At 75.5% G+C, this 13,054-nt stretch carries 11 protein-coding genes and 2 pseudogenes; 7 read left to right on the top strand and 6 right to left on the bottom strand.

All coding sequences use genetic code 11. The features are described 5' to 3' along the window. From AB0G56_RS30520 to AB0G56_RS30500, 5 genes and pseudogenes are all read right to left on the bottom strand, one after another. Positions 1-762, bottom strand: coding sequence for a polysaccharide deacetylase family protein (locus AB0G56_RS30520; RefSeq protein ID WP_360975476.1), 762 nt, complete (start codon positions 760-762; stop codon positions 1-3). Continuing rightward, entirely contained in the window at positions 746-2,431 is a 1,686-nt protein-coding gene (locus tag AB0G56_RS30515; protein WP_360975473.1) for a lipid II flippase MurJ, read from the bottom strand. Before AB0G56_RS30515 ends, AB0G56_RS30520 begins: the two co-directional genes overlap by 17 nt. Then, on the bottom strand, positions 2,428-3,861 hold the full coding sequence (locus tag AB0G56_RS30510) for an O-antigen ligase family protein (protein WP_360975470.1): 1,434 nt from the start codon (positions 3,859-3,861) through the stop codon (positions 2,428-2,430). The genes AB0G56_RS30515 and AB0G56_RS30510 overlap by 4 nt, the downstream gene beginning before the upstream one ends. 5 nt (positions 3,862-3,866) lie before the next feature. Then, on the bottom strand, positions 3,867-5,315 hold the full coding sequence (locus AB0G56_RS30505; protein WP_360975467.1) for an exopolysaccharide biosynthesis polyprenyl glycosylphosphotransferase: 1,449 nt from the start codon (positions 5,313-5,315) through the stop codon (positions 3,867-3,869). Between the two features lie 431 nt (positions 5,316-5,746). Next, positions 5,747-6,871: pseudogene (locus AB0G56_RS30500) on the bottom strand (glycosyltransferase); the annotation flags it as partial. A 234-nt stretch (positions 6,872-7,105) separates the two neighbouring features. Here AB0G56_RS30500 and AB0G56_RS30495 point away from each other — a divergent pair. From AB0G56_RS30495 to AB0G56_RS30470, 6 genes are all read left to right on the top strand, one after another. Continuing rightward, complete coding sequence (locus tag AB0G56_RS30495) at positions 7,106-7,345, top strand: chaplin (RefSeq protein WP_360975464.1); 240 nt, start codon at positions 7,106-7,108, stop codon at positions 7,343-7,345. A 261-nt stretch (positions 7,346-7,606) separates the two neighbouring features. Further along, positions 7,607-8,383: a hypothetical protein gene (locus tag AB0G56_RS30490; protein ID WP_360975461.1), complete on the top strand. Its 777-nt coding sequence runs from the start codon at positions 7,607-7,609 to the stop codon at positions 8,381-8,383. 264 nt (positions 8,384-8,647) lie between these two features. Continuing rightward, the gene (locus AB0G56_RS30485; protein ID WP_360975458.1) at positions 8,648-8,929 is read left to right on the top strand and encodes a hypothetical protein; all 282 of its coding nucleotides are present in this window, start codon (positions 8,648-8,650) and stop codon (positions 8,927-8,929) included. Positions 8,930-9,153: 224 nt separating this feature from the next. Continuing rightward, positions 9,154-9,675, top strand: a complete 522-nt coding sequence (locus AB0G56_RS30480; RefSeq protein WP_360975455.1) for a hypothetical protein — start codon at positions 9,154-9,156, stop codon at positions 9,673-9,675. Positions 9,676-9,868: 193 nt separating this feature from the next. Beyond that, on the top strand, positions 9,869-10,474 hold the full coding sequence (locus AB0G56_RS30475; protein ID WP_360975452.1) for a tyrosinase family oxidase copper chaperone: 606 nt from the start codon (positions 9,869-9,871) through the stop codon (positions 10,472-10,474). Then, positions 10,455-11,324, top strand: a complete 870-nt coding sequence (locus AB0G56_RS30470) for a tyrosinase family protein (RefSeq protein WP_360975449.1) — start codon at positions 10,455-10,457, stop codon at positions 11,322-11,324. The genes AB0G56_RS30475 and AB0G56_RS30470 overlap by 20 nt, the downstream gene beginning before the upstream one ends. Positions 11,325-11,556: 232 nt before the next feature. Here AB0G56_RS30470 and AB0G56_RS30465 read toward each other — a convergent pair whose 3' ends face one another. Beyond that, a complete protein-coding gene (locus tag AB0G56_RS30465; RefSeq protein WP_360975446.1) occupies positions 11,557-11,841 on the bottom strand; it encodes a chaplin in 285 nt (94 codons plus the stop codon). A gap of 339 nt (positions 11,842-12,180) precedes the next feature. Between AB0G56_RS30465 and AB0G56_RS30460 the strand changes: the two are divergent. Next, positions 12,181-12,321, top strand: a pseudogene (locus tag AB0G56_RS30460) (helix-turn-helix domain-containing protein); the annotation flags it as partial. Between the last annotated feature and the right edge of the window lie 733 nt (positions 12,322-13,054).

Raw genomic sequence — 13,054 nt, 5'->3', positions numbered from 1 at the left:
TCACACGCCCTCCACCGGGCGGCGCCGCAGCCCGTGCAGCCGGTGCTTGAGGTGCAGCCGCCAGGCCGTGTCCCGCTGCCCGAGGTGCAGCCGGGGCAGCGCGTGCGGGCCGGTCAGCGGGCCCGGGTCGACGGCGCAGGCGTACGTGTACCCCGCCTCCCGTACGGCCGCCACGACCCGGGCGTCCACGGAGCCGTAGGGGTAGCAGAAGCCGTCCACGGGGGCGCCGGTCAGCTCCTGGAGCCGGGTGCGGCTCGTGGCGACCTCCGCGGCCAGGGCGCGGTCGTCGGCCCGGGTGAGGTCGGCGTGGGTCAGCCCGTGCGAGCCGATCTCCACGCCCTCGGCCGCCGCGTGCCGGATGCCGTCGGCGGCCAGCAGCGGCTTGCGCGGGCCGCGCGGGTCCCAGGCGTTGTCGCCGCCGAGCCGGCCGGGCAGCACGAACAGCGTGGCGCCGCAGGCGTGCCGGTGCAGCAGGGGCAGCGCGTCGGTGACGAAGTCGGCGTACCCGTCGTCGAAGGTGAGCCCGACCAGGCCCTTGCCGCCGCCCGCGGCGCGGGCGGCCAGCAGCTCGCGTACGGACACTCCGCGCAGCCCGCGCCGCCGCAGCCACCGGAGCTGAGCGGCCAGCCGCTCGGGCGTCACGGTGATGCGGTACGGGTCGTCCGAGCGGTCGCCGACCGAGTGGTACATCGCCACCCAGGGGAAGGGCGCGGGCGGTTCGCCGGCGACGGCGGGCGGGGCGGTTTCAGCGGGAGAGGCCATGCCGGAGCCTTCGTGTGACGGAGCGTACGGAGCCGAGGACGGGTTCGACGCCCTGGGCGCCGAGAGCGCGGGCGAGGAGGAGGTGGACGGTGGTGACGGTCAGCACGCCGGACAGCAGGCCCGCCGCGGCGGACCGCGGCAGGCTCGCCGCGAACACCCCGGCGGCGGTGGCGACCACCGCGGCGCGCAGCGGCCTGCTCGTCTCGGTCAGCACCCGCCGCACCCGCAGCGGCACCCCGCACCGGCCCGTTCCGGCCAGCAGCAGCGCGGCGGTGACGGTGATGCCGGCGGCGTTGGCCGCGGCGATCCCCGTCACGCCCCAGGGGCCGACGGCGGCGGCGCCGATCCAGGAGGTCGCCACGACGCCCGCGGTCATCGCGGTGAGCGGGTACCAGACGGGCCGCACGCCCGAGAAGTAGGAGCGGACCAGGGCGCCCACCAGGGCCTGGCCGAGCAGTCCGAGCGCGTACACCCGCATCACGCGGGCCGTCGCCGCGGTGTCGGCGGCGGTGAACGCGCCGCGCTCGAACAGGAGCCCGATGATCTGCGGGGCGCAGGCGATCACCGTGGCAGTGCCGAGCAGCACCAGGCAGGAGACCACCGCCAGGTCCCGTTCCACGCGGTCGCGGGCCCGCTCCGGGTCGCCGTCGGCGAGCGCCCGCGCCACCACCGGGAAGGTGACGGTGCACAGCATCAGCGACAGCGTCATCGGGATCTGGGCCACCTTCTGCGCGTAGTTCAGGTGCGAGATGGCCCCGGCGGGCAGCGGCGAGGCGAGGAAGCGCTCGATGAGGACCTGCGACTGACGGCACAGGGCGAACAGCAGCACCGAGGCGACGAGCGCGAGGTCCATGGGCCGGCCCGCCGCCGCGCCCCCGGTCACGGCCGGCGGGCGCAGGCCCGTACGCAACTGCTTCCACAGCGCGGGCACCTGGACCGCGACCATGAGGCAGCCGCCCACCGCGACGCCCGCCGCCGCCGACCGCACCCCCCAGGCACCGCCCAGCAGGAACATCGAGGCGACGATGCCGGCGTTGTAGGCGACGTAGATCGCCGCGGGCGCCACGTAGCGGCCGTGCGCGCGCAGCACGGCGCTGCAGTAGCCCGCGAGGCCGAAGCTGAGCACGCAGGTGGCCGTCAGCCGGGTGCAGTCGGCGGCCAGGCGCGGGTCGGGCAGGCCCGGCGCCAGCACCTGGACGAGCTGCGGGGCCGCGCCGGCGACCAGTGCGCACACCGCGGCGAAGGCGAAGGCCAGCCGGGGCAGCGTGCCGGTGACCAGGGAGCGCACCGGGTCGCCCGTCGCGCCCTGCGCCCGCCGGGACAGCGCCGCGCTGAACGCCGGGACCAGCGCGAAGGCCAGCCCGTCCTCGATGAGCAGCGTGGCGGCGAACTCCGGCACGGTCCACGCCACCAGGAAGGCGTCCGTGTCGCTCCCGGCCCCGAACAGCCGGGCCAGCGACTGGTCCCGGACCAGGCCGAGCAGCGACCCCGCCGCCGACAGCACGGCGGTGACCAGGGCGGCCCTGGCGAGGAACCCGCGGGAAGCCGCAGCCCGTACGCCACCGCCGGCACCCGTGGCGGCCCGCGCCGCGGGTACGGTCGCCGTGCCGTCGCCGCCGTCGCCGCCGGTGTCCTCGGAGCGTGGCAGGGGTGGTGGGGTCACGGTCATCGCGGCACCGCCTTTACGGGCCGCCCGGCGGTCGTGGGGCCGTCGGTCACGGGGCCGTCGGGCCGGGGCGTGGCCCACCAGGCCACCAGCCCGAAGGACACGGCGGTCAGTACGGTCGAGGGGCCGCCGATGTCCCCGTACACGAAGTCCGTGAGCTGCCAGACCAGCAGCCCGCAGGCCACCAGCGCGCAGTCGAGCCCGCCCGCCCGCGACGGCGGCCGGCGCCGCTCGCGCAGCAGGCCCCGCACCCCGCACACCAGCAGCGACAGCCAGCTCCCGGCCACGGCCACCAGACCGCACAGCCCCTGCTCGCTCAGCACCAGCAGGTACATGCCGTGCGGCGACAGCAGCGGCTGCCTGCGGAACGCGGCGCCCGCGCCCCCGGTGTCGCTCGCCGAGGACAGCGCCATCGGCGCGTGTCCGTCGCGGTACTCCGGGAAGTTCTTCAACCCCACTCCCGTCAGAGGATGTTCGCGCCAGATGCCGAGGGCGGCCGTCCACAGCGCGTAGCGGTCGCGGACCGACTGGTCCGGGGCGAGCGTGACCTGCGTGATGCTGTCGAACCGCTGCTCCAGCAGCGTCGTGCCGACACCCAGCCCGCCCACCAGGACCACGCCCGCCGCGACCACGGCCGCCCCCGCCGCCAAGGCACGCCGCACCCCGGCCAGCAGCAGTTGCACCGCGCAGGTCACGGCCGTCGCGATCCACGCACCCCGGCTGAAGGACAGCGCCAGCGGCACCACCAGCGCCGCCGCGCACAAGGCGGCCACCACCCGCCGCCGCACCTCGCACGAGCGCCCCAGGGCGAGTCCCACCGCGCACACCAGGCCCAGGGCGACCGCCGTCGCCATCCCCATCACGTCCCCGGGACCGAAGGTGCCCACGGCCCGGATCTGCGTGCCCTGGTAGGAGGCCCCGGTCCCGGTCAGGTACTGGTGCGTGCCCACGGCGCCCTGCCACAGCCCGAGGCCCACGAACGCCCAGGCCAGCAACCGGAAGTCGGCGCGGTCCCGGACCAGCAGCAGCACGGCCGCCGGAACCAGGACGAAGACCTGCAGATACCGGCCGAAGCCCGCGTACGCGGCCGCCGGGGAGGAGGCCGCCAGGGCGGCCAGCGCGAAGCCCGCCACCGGCAGCCCCAGCACCACGGCCGCCGTCGGCGTGAGCGGACGCCGCCGCGCGCGCACCAGACGCAGCACGCAGGACAGCACCAAGAACCCGGAGACCACGTCCGCGGGGCCCGCGCCGCCTGCCTCGCCGCCGCCGGGGCCGAACGGCAGGGCGAGGGCCGCCAGGACGGCCACCACCGGCAGGACCGGGCTGCGCAGAACCGCCCGGGGCGGCAGCAGGGCCGCCCCGCCGGACCGGCGCCCCGGCGGGGCGGGCGCGGCGAGGGGGCGCGGCGGCTCGGGCAGCGCGGCGTGGGTCATGTCCCTCAGCTCCCCGTCGGCCGCACCAGCGCGACCGCGGTGCGCAGCAGGATGCAGACGTCCTGCCACAGCGACCAGTTGTCGATGTAGGCGTTGTCGAGGCGGGCCCGGTCCTCGATCGAGGTGTCACCGCGCAGCCCGTGGACCTGGGCCAGCCCGGTGATCCCGGCCCGCATCCGGTGGCGCGCCGCGTAACCGGGGTACTCCTGGCTGAACCGGGCGGCGAAATAGGGGCGTTCCGGGCGCGGGCCGACCAGGCTCATGTCGCCGCGCAGCACGTTCCACAACTGCGGCAGCTCGTCGAGCGAGGTGCGCCGCAGCACCCGGCACACGGGCCGCATCTCCCGTTCGCCCGCCACACTCCACCGCGTCGCCGCCTCAAGGGCGTCGGCCGGCCGGTGCGTGCGGAACTTCAGCAGCGTGAAGGGCCTGCCGTCCCGGCCGATGCGCTCCTGCCGGAACAGCACCCCCGGCCCCTCGGCCAGCCGCAGCACCGCAGCGCACCCCAGCAGCAGCGGCCCGGCCAGCAGCAGCAGGGCACCGGAGACCACTACGTCCAGCACCCGCTTGCCCGCGCTGCCGCGCCGCGCCCCCGACATCAGCAGGCGCCGGCAGGAGAACCCGGCCAGCCGCTGCTTCGTCGCGTACGACGGCGACTCCGCGTCGATCTCCCACACCGCGCACCCCGACTCGGCCAGCGCCCGCAACAGCGGTCCCTGCTCGGTCCGTACAGAGGGGTGGACGGCGAGCACCGCCCGCACCCCGTTCTGCACGACAGCACGCTCGACCTCCGCACCGCGGGTCAGCACCGGCAGCCCGCCCGCGCCGCCGTCCGGCTGCCCGGCGACGACACCGACCGGCCGCATCCCGCACCGCGGCTGCCGCAGCAGGGCCGCGGCCACCCGCTGCGCCGTCCGGGCCGGGCCGACGACGAGCGCGGCGCGCGGCCTGCGCAGCAGCAGCGCGCGCCGCCGGGCGTGGACGGCGCCGCGCAACGCGCAACCCGCCGCAGCCTGCAGCGCGAACCCGGCCAGCAGGGTGCGGCCGCCCAGCGCGTGTTCCGGCCGGTACGCCGCCACCAGCGCCGCCAGCGCCAGCCACGCCACCGCGACCCGGCCGCACACGGCGGGCAGTTCGTCCAGGACGGACGGCACGGGCTGCCCGGCGTGCTGGGCCCGCAGCAGCAGGGACGCGGCCACCAGCAGGGCGACCAGCAACGGCCGGTGCGCGGCCCCGGCGAACGCCGGGGCGGCCAGCAGGGCGGCGGCGCCGTCCGCGAGGATCAGCGGCACCGGAGCGGCCGGCCCCAGCGGGGACCGCTGCCGCCGCACCGGGAAGCGGAAACCAGGGGCCCCGCGGCGCGGCCGGAGGACCTGGACGGCCGTGGGCCCGTGCTCGCGGGCCGGCGGCCCGGGGGCCAGCCCGGGCGAGGGAACGGTGCTTTCCGCGCTCACGAGTGGCTGGACTCCCTGTGCTCGGTGGACCCGAGGGGCTCGGCGGTTCCAAGGGGCTCGGTGGGCGTGAGGTGCTCGGCGGGGCGTGCGTGCTCGGCGGGGGTGAGGTGCTCGGCGAGGGGGAGGTGTGCTGCCGCAGCGGGTGCGGCCCCGGCCGGTGCGATCCCGGTCTGCGGCGCCCCGCCCGGTTCTCCAGCCGGTTCTCCGAGTGGTTCTCCGAGCGGTTCTCCGATCGGTTCTCCGAGCGGTTCTCCGATCGGTCGTTCTCCGCCGGGTCGATCTCCGGCCGGGCCTGTGCCGGTCGGTCGATCTGCGGCCGGTCGTTCTCCGGACGGTGGTGTCGCGGGCTCCGGTCGTGCGGCGGGCGCCGTTCGTGTCGCGGGCGCCGGGCGCGGGACAGGCACCCGTCGTGCCGTGGTCAGGCGGGCGGTGAGCAGGTCGCGGTAGAGAGCCGTGATCGCGTCGGCGCCGCGGCGGGCGTTGTGCGAGGTCAGTACGTGAGTGCGTCCGAGGCGGCCGAGCGAGGCCCGCAGAGGTGGGTCGAGCAGCAGTTCCGTGACCGCGCGGGCCAGCGCCGCCGGGTCCTCCGCGGGGACCAGGCACCGTGCGGCGAGCGCGGGCGGCAGGCTCTCGCGGGCGCCGTCGACGTCCGTGACCACCACGGGCCGGCCGCACGCCATCGCCTCCAGCGGAGCCAGGGCCATGCCCTCCCACCGGGAGGGCAGCACGACGACGTCGGCCGCCCGGTACCAGGGCACGGGGTCGGCGACGGCACCGGCGAACTCCACCGACGCCGGGGCCAGTCGCCGCAACCGTTCCCGGTCGGGGCCGTCTCCGACCAGCACGAGCCGCGCCCCCGGCACCCGGTCCGCCACCGTGCCCCAGGCCCGCAGCAGCACGTCCTGCCCCTTCTGCCGGCACAGCCGCCCGACGCACACCACGAGCGGTGCGCCCGCCGCGGCGGCGGGGGTCCGAGGGGGTGCCTCGGCGGTGGCGTACGCGGGTGTTCCGGCCGCTGCCGGGTGGAATCGGTGCGGGTCGACGCCGTTCGGCACGATCCGCCAGCGCGCGGTGATACCCGCGCGTACGCCCGTCGCGCGCTCCCCCTCGCTGACGCACACCACCCGGGTCGCCCACCGCGCGCCCCACCGTTCCCAGGCTCGCGCGAGCACCGCGGCGCTCCCGTCGACCGCCTCGAACGACCAGGCGTGCGGCTGGAAGACGGTCGGGATCCGGCCGCGCACGGCCAGACGCCCGGCGAGCCCGGCCTTGGCACTGTGCGCGTGCACCAGATCGGGCCGTACGTCGTCGATCAGGCGTACGAGCTGTCGTACCTCCCGGGGGAGTGAACGCCCAGGCGCACGCGCCGCGTTCCAGGGGCGCACGTCCGCGCCGAGCACCCGGAGGTGCCCGCCGAGCGCGCCGTCCGGGCAGGCCACGGTCACGTCGAAGCCGTCAGCGAGTTGTGCCCGCACCAGGTCCGTCACGACGCGCGCGACCCCGCCGTCCACGGGCTGGGTGAGGTGCAGGACCCGCGGCCGAAGAAGGAGCCGCATGACCGTCGTTGCCTCTTTCGGGTGTCCGTCGAAGGGGAGGGTCGAGAGGTCCGCAACTCTAGCGACAAATGGAACTAATGCGATGAAATCGGGCAAGTGTGTCGGAACTGTGAAGCCGGTTCGATCCGGAGATCACCCTTTCGGTGGCACAACCCCGCCCCCTGGCGCGCGTTGACACAGCGCCGGGCATCCCTGCCCGGGTGTTTGTGCGTCAACTGCAAGGAGTTTCTTTCCATGTCGCGTATCGCCAAGGGCCTGGTCCTTACCTCCGCCGCCGCCGCGGCTGTCGCCGGCGGTGCCGGCATCGCCGCCGCGGACAGCGGTGCCAACGGTGTCGCCGCCCACTCGCCGGGCGTGATCTCGGGCAACGTCATCCAGATCCCGCTCCACGTGCCGGTCAACGTCTGCGGCAACACCATCGACATCATCGGTCTGCTGAACCCGGCGTTCGGCAACACCTGCGTCAACGGCTGACACCGGCGCGGCGACTTCCCGGCCGGCCGCCCTTCCCGGAACCCGTGTCCCCGCGCGCCGCGCGGATCCCTCCGGGGAGGGCGGCCGTCGCTGTTCCCTCGAACGGGCGGCGGGGCCGTGGCCGGCCCCGGAGCACGTCCCGCAGGTGGGACCCAGGGCGGCCGGGGGGCGCGTGGGCAGGCGGGTGAACGATCGGTTGCGAAGATCGACAAGCGCTCTCACGGTGGGCTCCAGATCCGGTGCTCATCGAAAGGAACTCCCATGCGAGGTCTGTCAGCGCGTCGTGTCGCGTCCACCGCACTCTGCACCGCCTTCCTGGTCGGGATCAGCGGCCCGGCCGCCATGGCGGCCGCCTCGGCCCCCGCACCCCATCCCGCCGCGGCGCCCAGTGCCCCCCTCCCGGACGCCGGCGCACTGCTCACCCAGGTCCAGAACCTCGGTGACCTCGGCGGCACCCTCGCCCCCGTCCGCGATCTGGTGACCGCCGTACTCAGCCCGGACCGGGGCACGCTGTCCGTCCCCGTCGTCCAGCAGCTCGGCGACGCGGCGAAGGACGCCCTGGCCAAGGTGGACGCGGCGGTCGCCGCCGCCTCGGCCACGAAGTCCGCGGGCGCCCTGCCCGGCGCCCCCGCGGTCCCCTTCACGCTCGCACCGGCCGCCCAGGCCGGTCAGGCCGCTCGGGCCGTCGCTCCGGGCGTGCTGCTGCCCGCGGCCGACACCCGGGTGGCCTCGCGGCGCGCGGCCGACCCCGCCGCCGACGCCCTGGCCGCCGTACAGAAGGGTCTGGACGGCCTGTTGAAGGCGATCACCTCGGGGGACGCCGGCCAGGTGCTCCCGGCGGTCGACGGCCTGGTGAAGAACCTGACCTCGCTCGTCACCAGCGGGCTGTCGGGCAGCGGCCTGACCGCGCTGCCGAACACCTCGACGACCCCGGCGACGAGCACCACGCCCGCGGCGTCGGCCTCGACCCTGCCGGCCCTCACCGTGCCCGACGTCGCGGTCCCGGCGGCGACGGTCCCGGCCGCGGTGGGCTCGTAACCCGGACGCGAGTGCCCGCCCAGCCGCCGTACCGGTCGCAGGAGCCGGTACGGCGGCTGCCGCACGCCTCCCGCCCGGCACCCTTCGCGAAGAGTGGGCGTTCCGCACGTGGAAGACCTCATCTGCGGAAGATCTCGTATGCGGAAGATCTCGTATGAGGACTCGGCAATCTCCCGTCCCGTGGTTTCCGGCCCGTCCGGCACTCGTTAGGCACGGCGACCCCATCCCCCTCCGGTGACGTACGTCGCCGCGGAAAGGAACACGATGAAGTCGCTCAAGGCTGCCGCCGTCCTCGCCGGATCCCTGGTCGCCGCCGGTGCCGCCGCGCCCGCGTTCGCCCACGACGCCACCGACCTGACGCCCACCAGCCTCAACGGCGCCGTCAACTCGCTGACCAGGGACCCCATCGACGTCATGCCGATCAAGCACCAGTCCGACGCGCTCGACACGCAGAAGAAGGGCTCGCTGCTCCACTCCGTCAACGGCGCCACCAAGACCCTGAACTCGGCCACCCCGCTGCTCGGCGGGCTGCCGCTGCAGAGCTGAGTCCGGGAGGCGCACCGACCGGCTGGGCCGACCGGCTGGGCCGACCGGCCTTACGGGTCGTACGGGTCGTACGGGTCGTACGGGTCGTACGGGTCGTGGGCGCCCGTCATACCCGTCGTACTACTGCGGCACTCGGGGGAATCTAGCGCTGGTCGCGAAGTCCGGATCGTTGACCGGTACGGACGACCCGAACCCGACCGCACCTGAAAGGGACCGTGCCTGCCATGAAGTCGACCACCCGAGGAACCCTCGCCGCCCTCGTCACGGGCGTGGCCGCGGCCGTCGGCGCCGCCGCTGCCGCGACTCCCGCCGCCGCGGTCGGCACGGTTCCTCTCCCCGTTCCGCTCGGCGGTGCCGAGTCCGCCCTCGGCATGGAACTGCCAAGGGTGGGCGGAGAGCTTCCGCTGCCCACGGCCGGCAGTCCGGAGGGGCCCCGCTTCGCCGAGGGCAGGCTCCTGCCGGCGGGCGCCGTGCCGCGGCTGCCGGTCGAAGGGGGGCTGCCCGGCCTGGACGTCCGGGCCCCGCTGGCGCACGCCCTCGGCGACGGTTTCGACCACGTCGGCGTCAGCACGCCCGCCTCCGGCCTGCGGGCCGTCTCGCCGGGGCTGACCGCGGACGGCCCGCTGACCGGACCCAGGGCCGGCCACGCCGGACTTCCGGACCTGAAGCAGCCGCAACTGGGCCTCCTCACCCCCGCCCTGCGGACCGTGCCCGGGGCCGACATGGTGGCGGGCCCCGGCCTGTAACGGCACCTCGGCCGGCCGTCACGGCACCTCGGCCGGTTGCCATGGCACCTCGGCCGGTTGCTACGGCGCACCGGCCCGGGCGCCACCGTTCGCCGTCCGGCGCCACCGTTCACCATCCGGCGGTATCGCGGTGACCGTCCCGCGCCTTCGCCGGTTACGGCTGCGGACAACCGAACCGGACGAGGAGTGAGCCATGGGCGTCGGCTACGGCAACGAACACGGCAGTGACAGCGGCAGCGGCAGTGCCAGCGGTGATGCGGGGGGTACCGGAGGGGCAGGAAGTACGGCAGGGGCCGGAGGCAGAACGCGGCGCGAGACGACCCGGCGGCTGCTCGCCTGCGCCGCCGCCGTCGCGATGGCCCCGGTGGTCGGCGCCTCCCGGCCCCCGCACCCCGCGGCCGACCCGCACAGCGGTCCGTGGAGCGGGCCGGGCGGCACCGCCTTCGAGGAGACCTACCGCGGCCGTCGCATCCGGGGCGTGTGGACCCCGCAGCGCGGCGCCGGCGGAACCGGCCTGTGGTACGTCACGGTGGACGGCCGTCCGCTGCACCTGATGCGCCGCGCCGACGGAACCTGGCTCAGCATGGTCGACCACTACGGCTCGTACCGCACGCCCCTGGAGGCGGCCCGCGGCGCCGTCGACGAGATGGGCCCCGGCCGGCGGCTGCGCGACCTGGCCCCGGGCCCGGTCGGCGGCCCGTACGAGGGGTCGTCCGAAGGCTCGTCCGACGGCCCGTACGAGGGTCCCTCCGACGGCTCGTTCACGAGGGGGGAGCACGGTGGCGGCGTACACGCGTAAGAACGTCACCAGGCTCACGCGCACCGAGAAGCGGCGGTTCGTGAACGCGCTGCTGGAGATCAAGCGACGGGGCGAGTACGACGACTTCGTGCGCACGCACGTCGCGCACTTCACCGCGGACGGCGAGAACGGTCTGCGGCCGGCCCACATGGCGCCCTCCTTCCTGCCCTGGCACCGCAAGTTCCTGCTGGAGCTGGAACGGGCGCTGCGCCGGGTGGACTCCTCGGTGACCGTGCCCTACTGGGACTGGACGCGCGACCGCACGGTCACCTCGGCGCCCTGGAGCGCCGACCTCATGGGCGGCGACGGACGGCGTTCCGACCGCCGGGTGACGACCGGTCCGTTCGCGTACGCGCACGGTGGCTGGACGCTCAAGGAGGGCGTGACCGACGGGCAGTTCCTCACCCGGGACCTGGGGCGCTCGCGCGAACCGATCCAACTGCCCACCAAGAACGAGCTGGAGTGGGCGCTGAAGGACCCCGTCTACGACGTCGCGCCCTGGGACTCGACGGTCAGCAGGGGGTTCCGCAACAAGCTGGAGGGGTGGGGCACCGGCCGGGGCAGCGTTTCCTGGCGCAACCACAACCGGGTGCACCGCTGGATCGGGGGCGCGATGCTCGGCGCCGCCTCCGTCAACGACCCGGTCTTCTGGCTCCACCACGCCTTCCTCGACCTGCAGTGGTCGCGCTGGCAGAGCCGCCACCGGGGCGCCCGCTACCTGCCCGCGTCCCCTCCGGGGCCAGGTGACGAGCAGTACGGCCGGATCGTCGCCCGGCACCAGGAACTGCCGCCCTGGGACGTCACCCCGGACTCGCTGGAGGACGTGAGCCGCATCTACCGGTACGCCTGACCCCGGGCGCAGTCCGGGCACAGTCCGGGCACAGGGGAGAACCCCGGCGCTCGAGGTGCCGGGGCTCTCCTGTGGATCCTGCACGGAACCTGTGAGTCCGAATGCTGCACGGACCCTGGGGATCCCGCACGGAACCTGTGGGTGGGAATGCTGCACGGACCCTGTGGATCTGGGTCCCGCACGGACGGCGTGCCCTGGGCGGACGACGCCGGCCGCTCCGGCTGCCGGGACGTCAGCCGCCGTAGCCGCCCGGCTTGTCGTCGCCCTTGCCGTGGTGGCCGACGTTGGCGCAGGTGTTGCCGAAGGCCGGGTTGAGGATGCCGACCACGTCGATGGTGTTCCCGCACAGGTTGATCGGGATGCTGACCGGGACCTGGATCGTGTTGCCGGACACGACGCCGGGCGAGCCGACAGCCGCCCCCTCGGCGCCGGCGTCCGCCATGGCGAGACCGGCTCCGCTGATCACCACGGCACCCGTACCGAGGGCGACGGCAGCCGCTTTCGCGATGCGAGACATCACGTTCTCCTAACTTGCTCGATGAGTGCGGCAGCAGGTAGCGCGACCGCACTTCCCGTTCAACGCGACCGCTGCGCCCGGGTCACGGCGTATCTCCCCAGATCACCCTTTTTGAACAGTGTCGGCCCGAGGCTCCGCCGCGCGGATCCGGTGAGGCGCCGAGCAAGGCCCGGCAGGGCGGCGGCAGGACTCTGGTAGAGACCAATTCGACTGCTGTTCGGCCAACCCGATTGACGGGGCGGCGGCCGCTCCCCTGTGCTGTGCGGTAGCGGGGAGGCGAAGTCCGGGTGTCACACGGCTGGAGGCGCGAGCCTCGTCCGGGAGGGGCCATGTCCGTCGATGCAGCTCAGGTGTGGGGGGGAGTTCGGGCGGCGGTTGCGGTCCCGGCGAAGACAGGCCGGGCTCACCCAGCTGCAGCTCGGCCTGCGAGTGGGCTACCACCACACCCTCATCAGCAAGCTGGAGAGCGGGCTGCGGGAGCCGCCCGCCGGCCTGGTGCGCCGGCTCGACGCCGTCCTGGAGACCGGGGGCGAGCTGGCCGCGATCGTCGCCGCGCCGCGCGAGTCGCCACCCGCGCGCAGCCGTCCGCCGCTGGACCGGAAGCTGTTCGGCGCCATGCCCGGGATGGACGCCGCCGACGGCGGGGAGGCGTGGGACCCGCGGCTGTGGCCTGCGGAGCTGCCCGCCGAGGGACTCGCGTGCCCGCTGCACGGCACGGTGGGCTGCGCGGTGCCCGGACAGGGTGAGTTGCCGGCCCTTCTTGCGGGGCTGTCCGGTCGGCCGCCGGGCGGTTCCGCCCTCACGACGGGCAGTGCGGGCAGTGCGGGCATTGCGGTCATCACGGACGTGGCGGGCCGGGCAGGCCTGGCGGGTCTGGCGGGTCTGGCGGTGGTGGTGGGCCCGGGAGACGCCGCAGCCGGGGCCCGAGCCGGGGACGGCGCCGGCGCGGGTGCGCGTCCTGGCCGGGGCGGTGGCGGTGCGGGCGGGGGCGGCGTGCGCCTCGGCGGCGCGACTGCCGGTAGGGGTGCGGGTGGGGGCGCGGCGCGTGGCCCGGGCGCCGAGGCGGACCTGCTGCACGCCCTCACCGCCGTGCTGGCCTGCCTGATCCGGGAGGCGCACCACCGGACCACCGCGGGCGGCGTGGTCCTCGTGGAGCGGCTGCTGCGGGCGGTGGTCGGCTGGGCCGAGGCGGTCAACTCCACGGGTCGGCTGC

Source organism: Streptomyces sp. NPDC021356, from assembly GCF_040641015.1.
In the GTDB taxonomy this organism is placed as follows: domain Bacteria; phylum Actinomycetota; class Actinomycetes; order Streptomycetales; family Streptomycetaceae; genus Streptomyces.
The sequence above is the reverse complement of the archived record's forward strand: the minus strand, read 5'-3'. Positions and strand labels throughout refer to the sequence as shown.

Bases quoted from the DNA above. Each gene is read 5' to 3' on its own strand.
- AB0G56_RS30465 (WP_360975446.1), bottom strand. From the start codon at position 11,841: ATGTCTCGCATCGCGAAAGCGGCTGCCGTCGCCCTCGGTACGGGTGCC.
- AB0G56_RS30515 (WP_360975473.1), bottom strand. From the start codon at position 2,431: ATGACCGTGACCCCACCACCCCTGCCACGCTCCGAGGACACCGGCGGC.
- AB0G56_RS30475 (WP_360975452.1), top strand. From the start codon at position 9,869: ATGGGCGTCGGCTACGGCAACGAACACGGCAGTGACAGCGGCAGCGGC.
- AB0G56_RS30485 (WP_360975458.1), top strand. From the start codon at position 8,648: ATGAAGTCGCTCAAGGCTGCCGCCGTCCTCGCCGGATCCCTGGTCGCC.
- AB0G56_RS30480 (WP_360975455.1), top strand. From the start codon at position 9,154: ATGAAGTCGACCACCCGAGGAACCCTCGCCGCCCTCGTCACGGGCGTG.
- AB0G56_RS30520 (WP_360975476.1), bottom strand. From the start codon at position 762: ATGGCCTCTCCCGCTGAAACCGCCCCGCCCGCCGTCGCCGGCGAACCG.
- AB0G56_RS30495 (WP_360975464.1), top strand. From the start codon at position 7,106: ATGTCGCGTATCGCCAAGGGCCTGGTCCTTACCTCCGCCGCCGCCGCG.
- AB0G56_RS30490 (WP_360975461.1), top strand. From the start codon at position 7,607: ATGCGAGGTCTGTCAGCGCGTCGTGTCGCGTCCACCGCACTCTGCACC.
- AB0G56_RS30510 (WP_360975470.1), bottom strand. From the start codon at position 3,861: ATGACCCACGCCGCGCTGCCCGAGCCGCCGCGCCCCCTCGCCGCGCCC.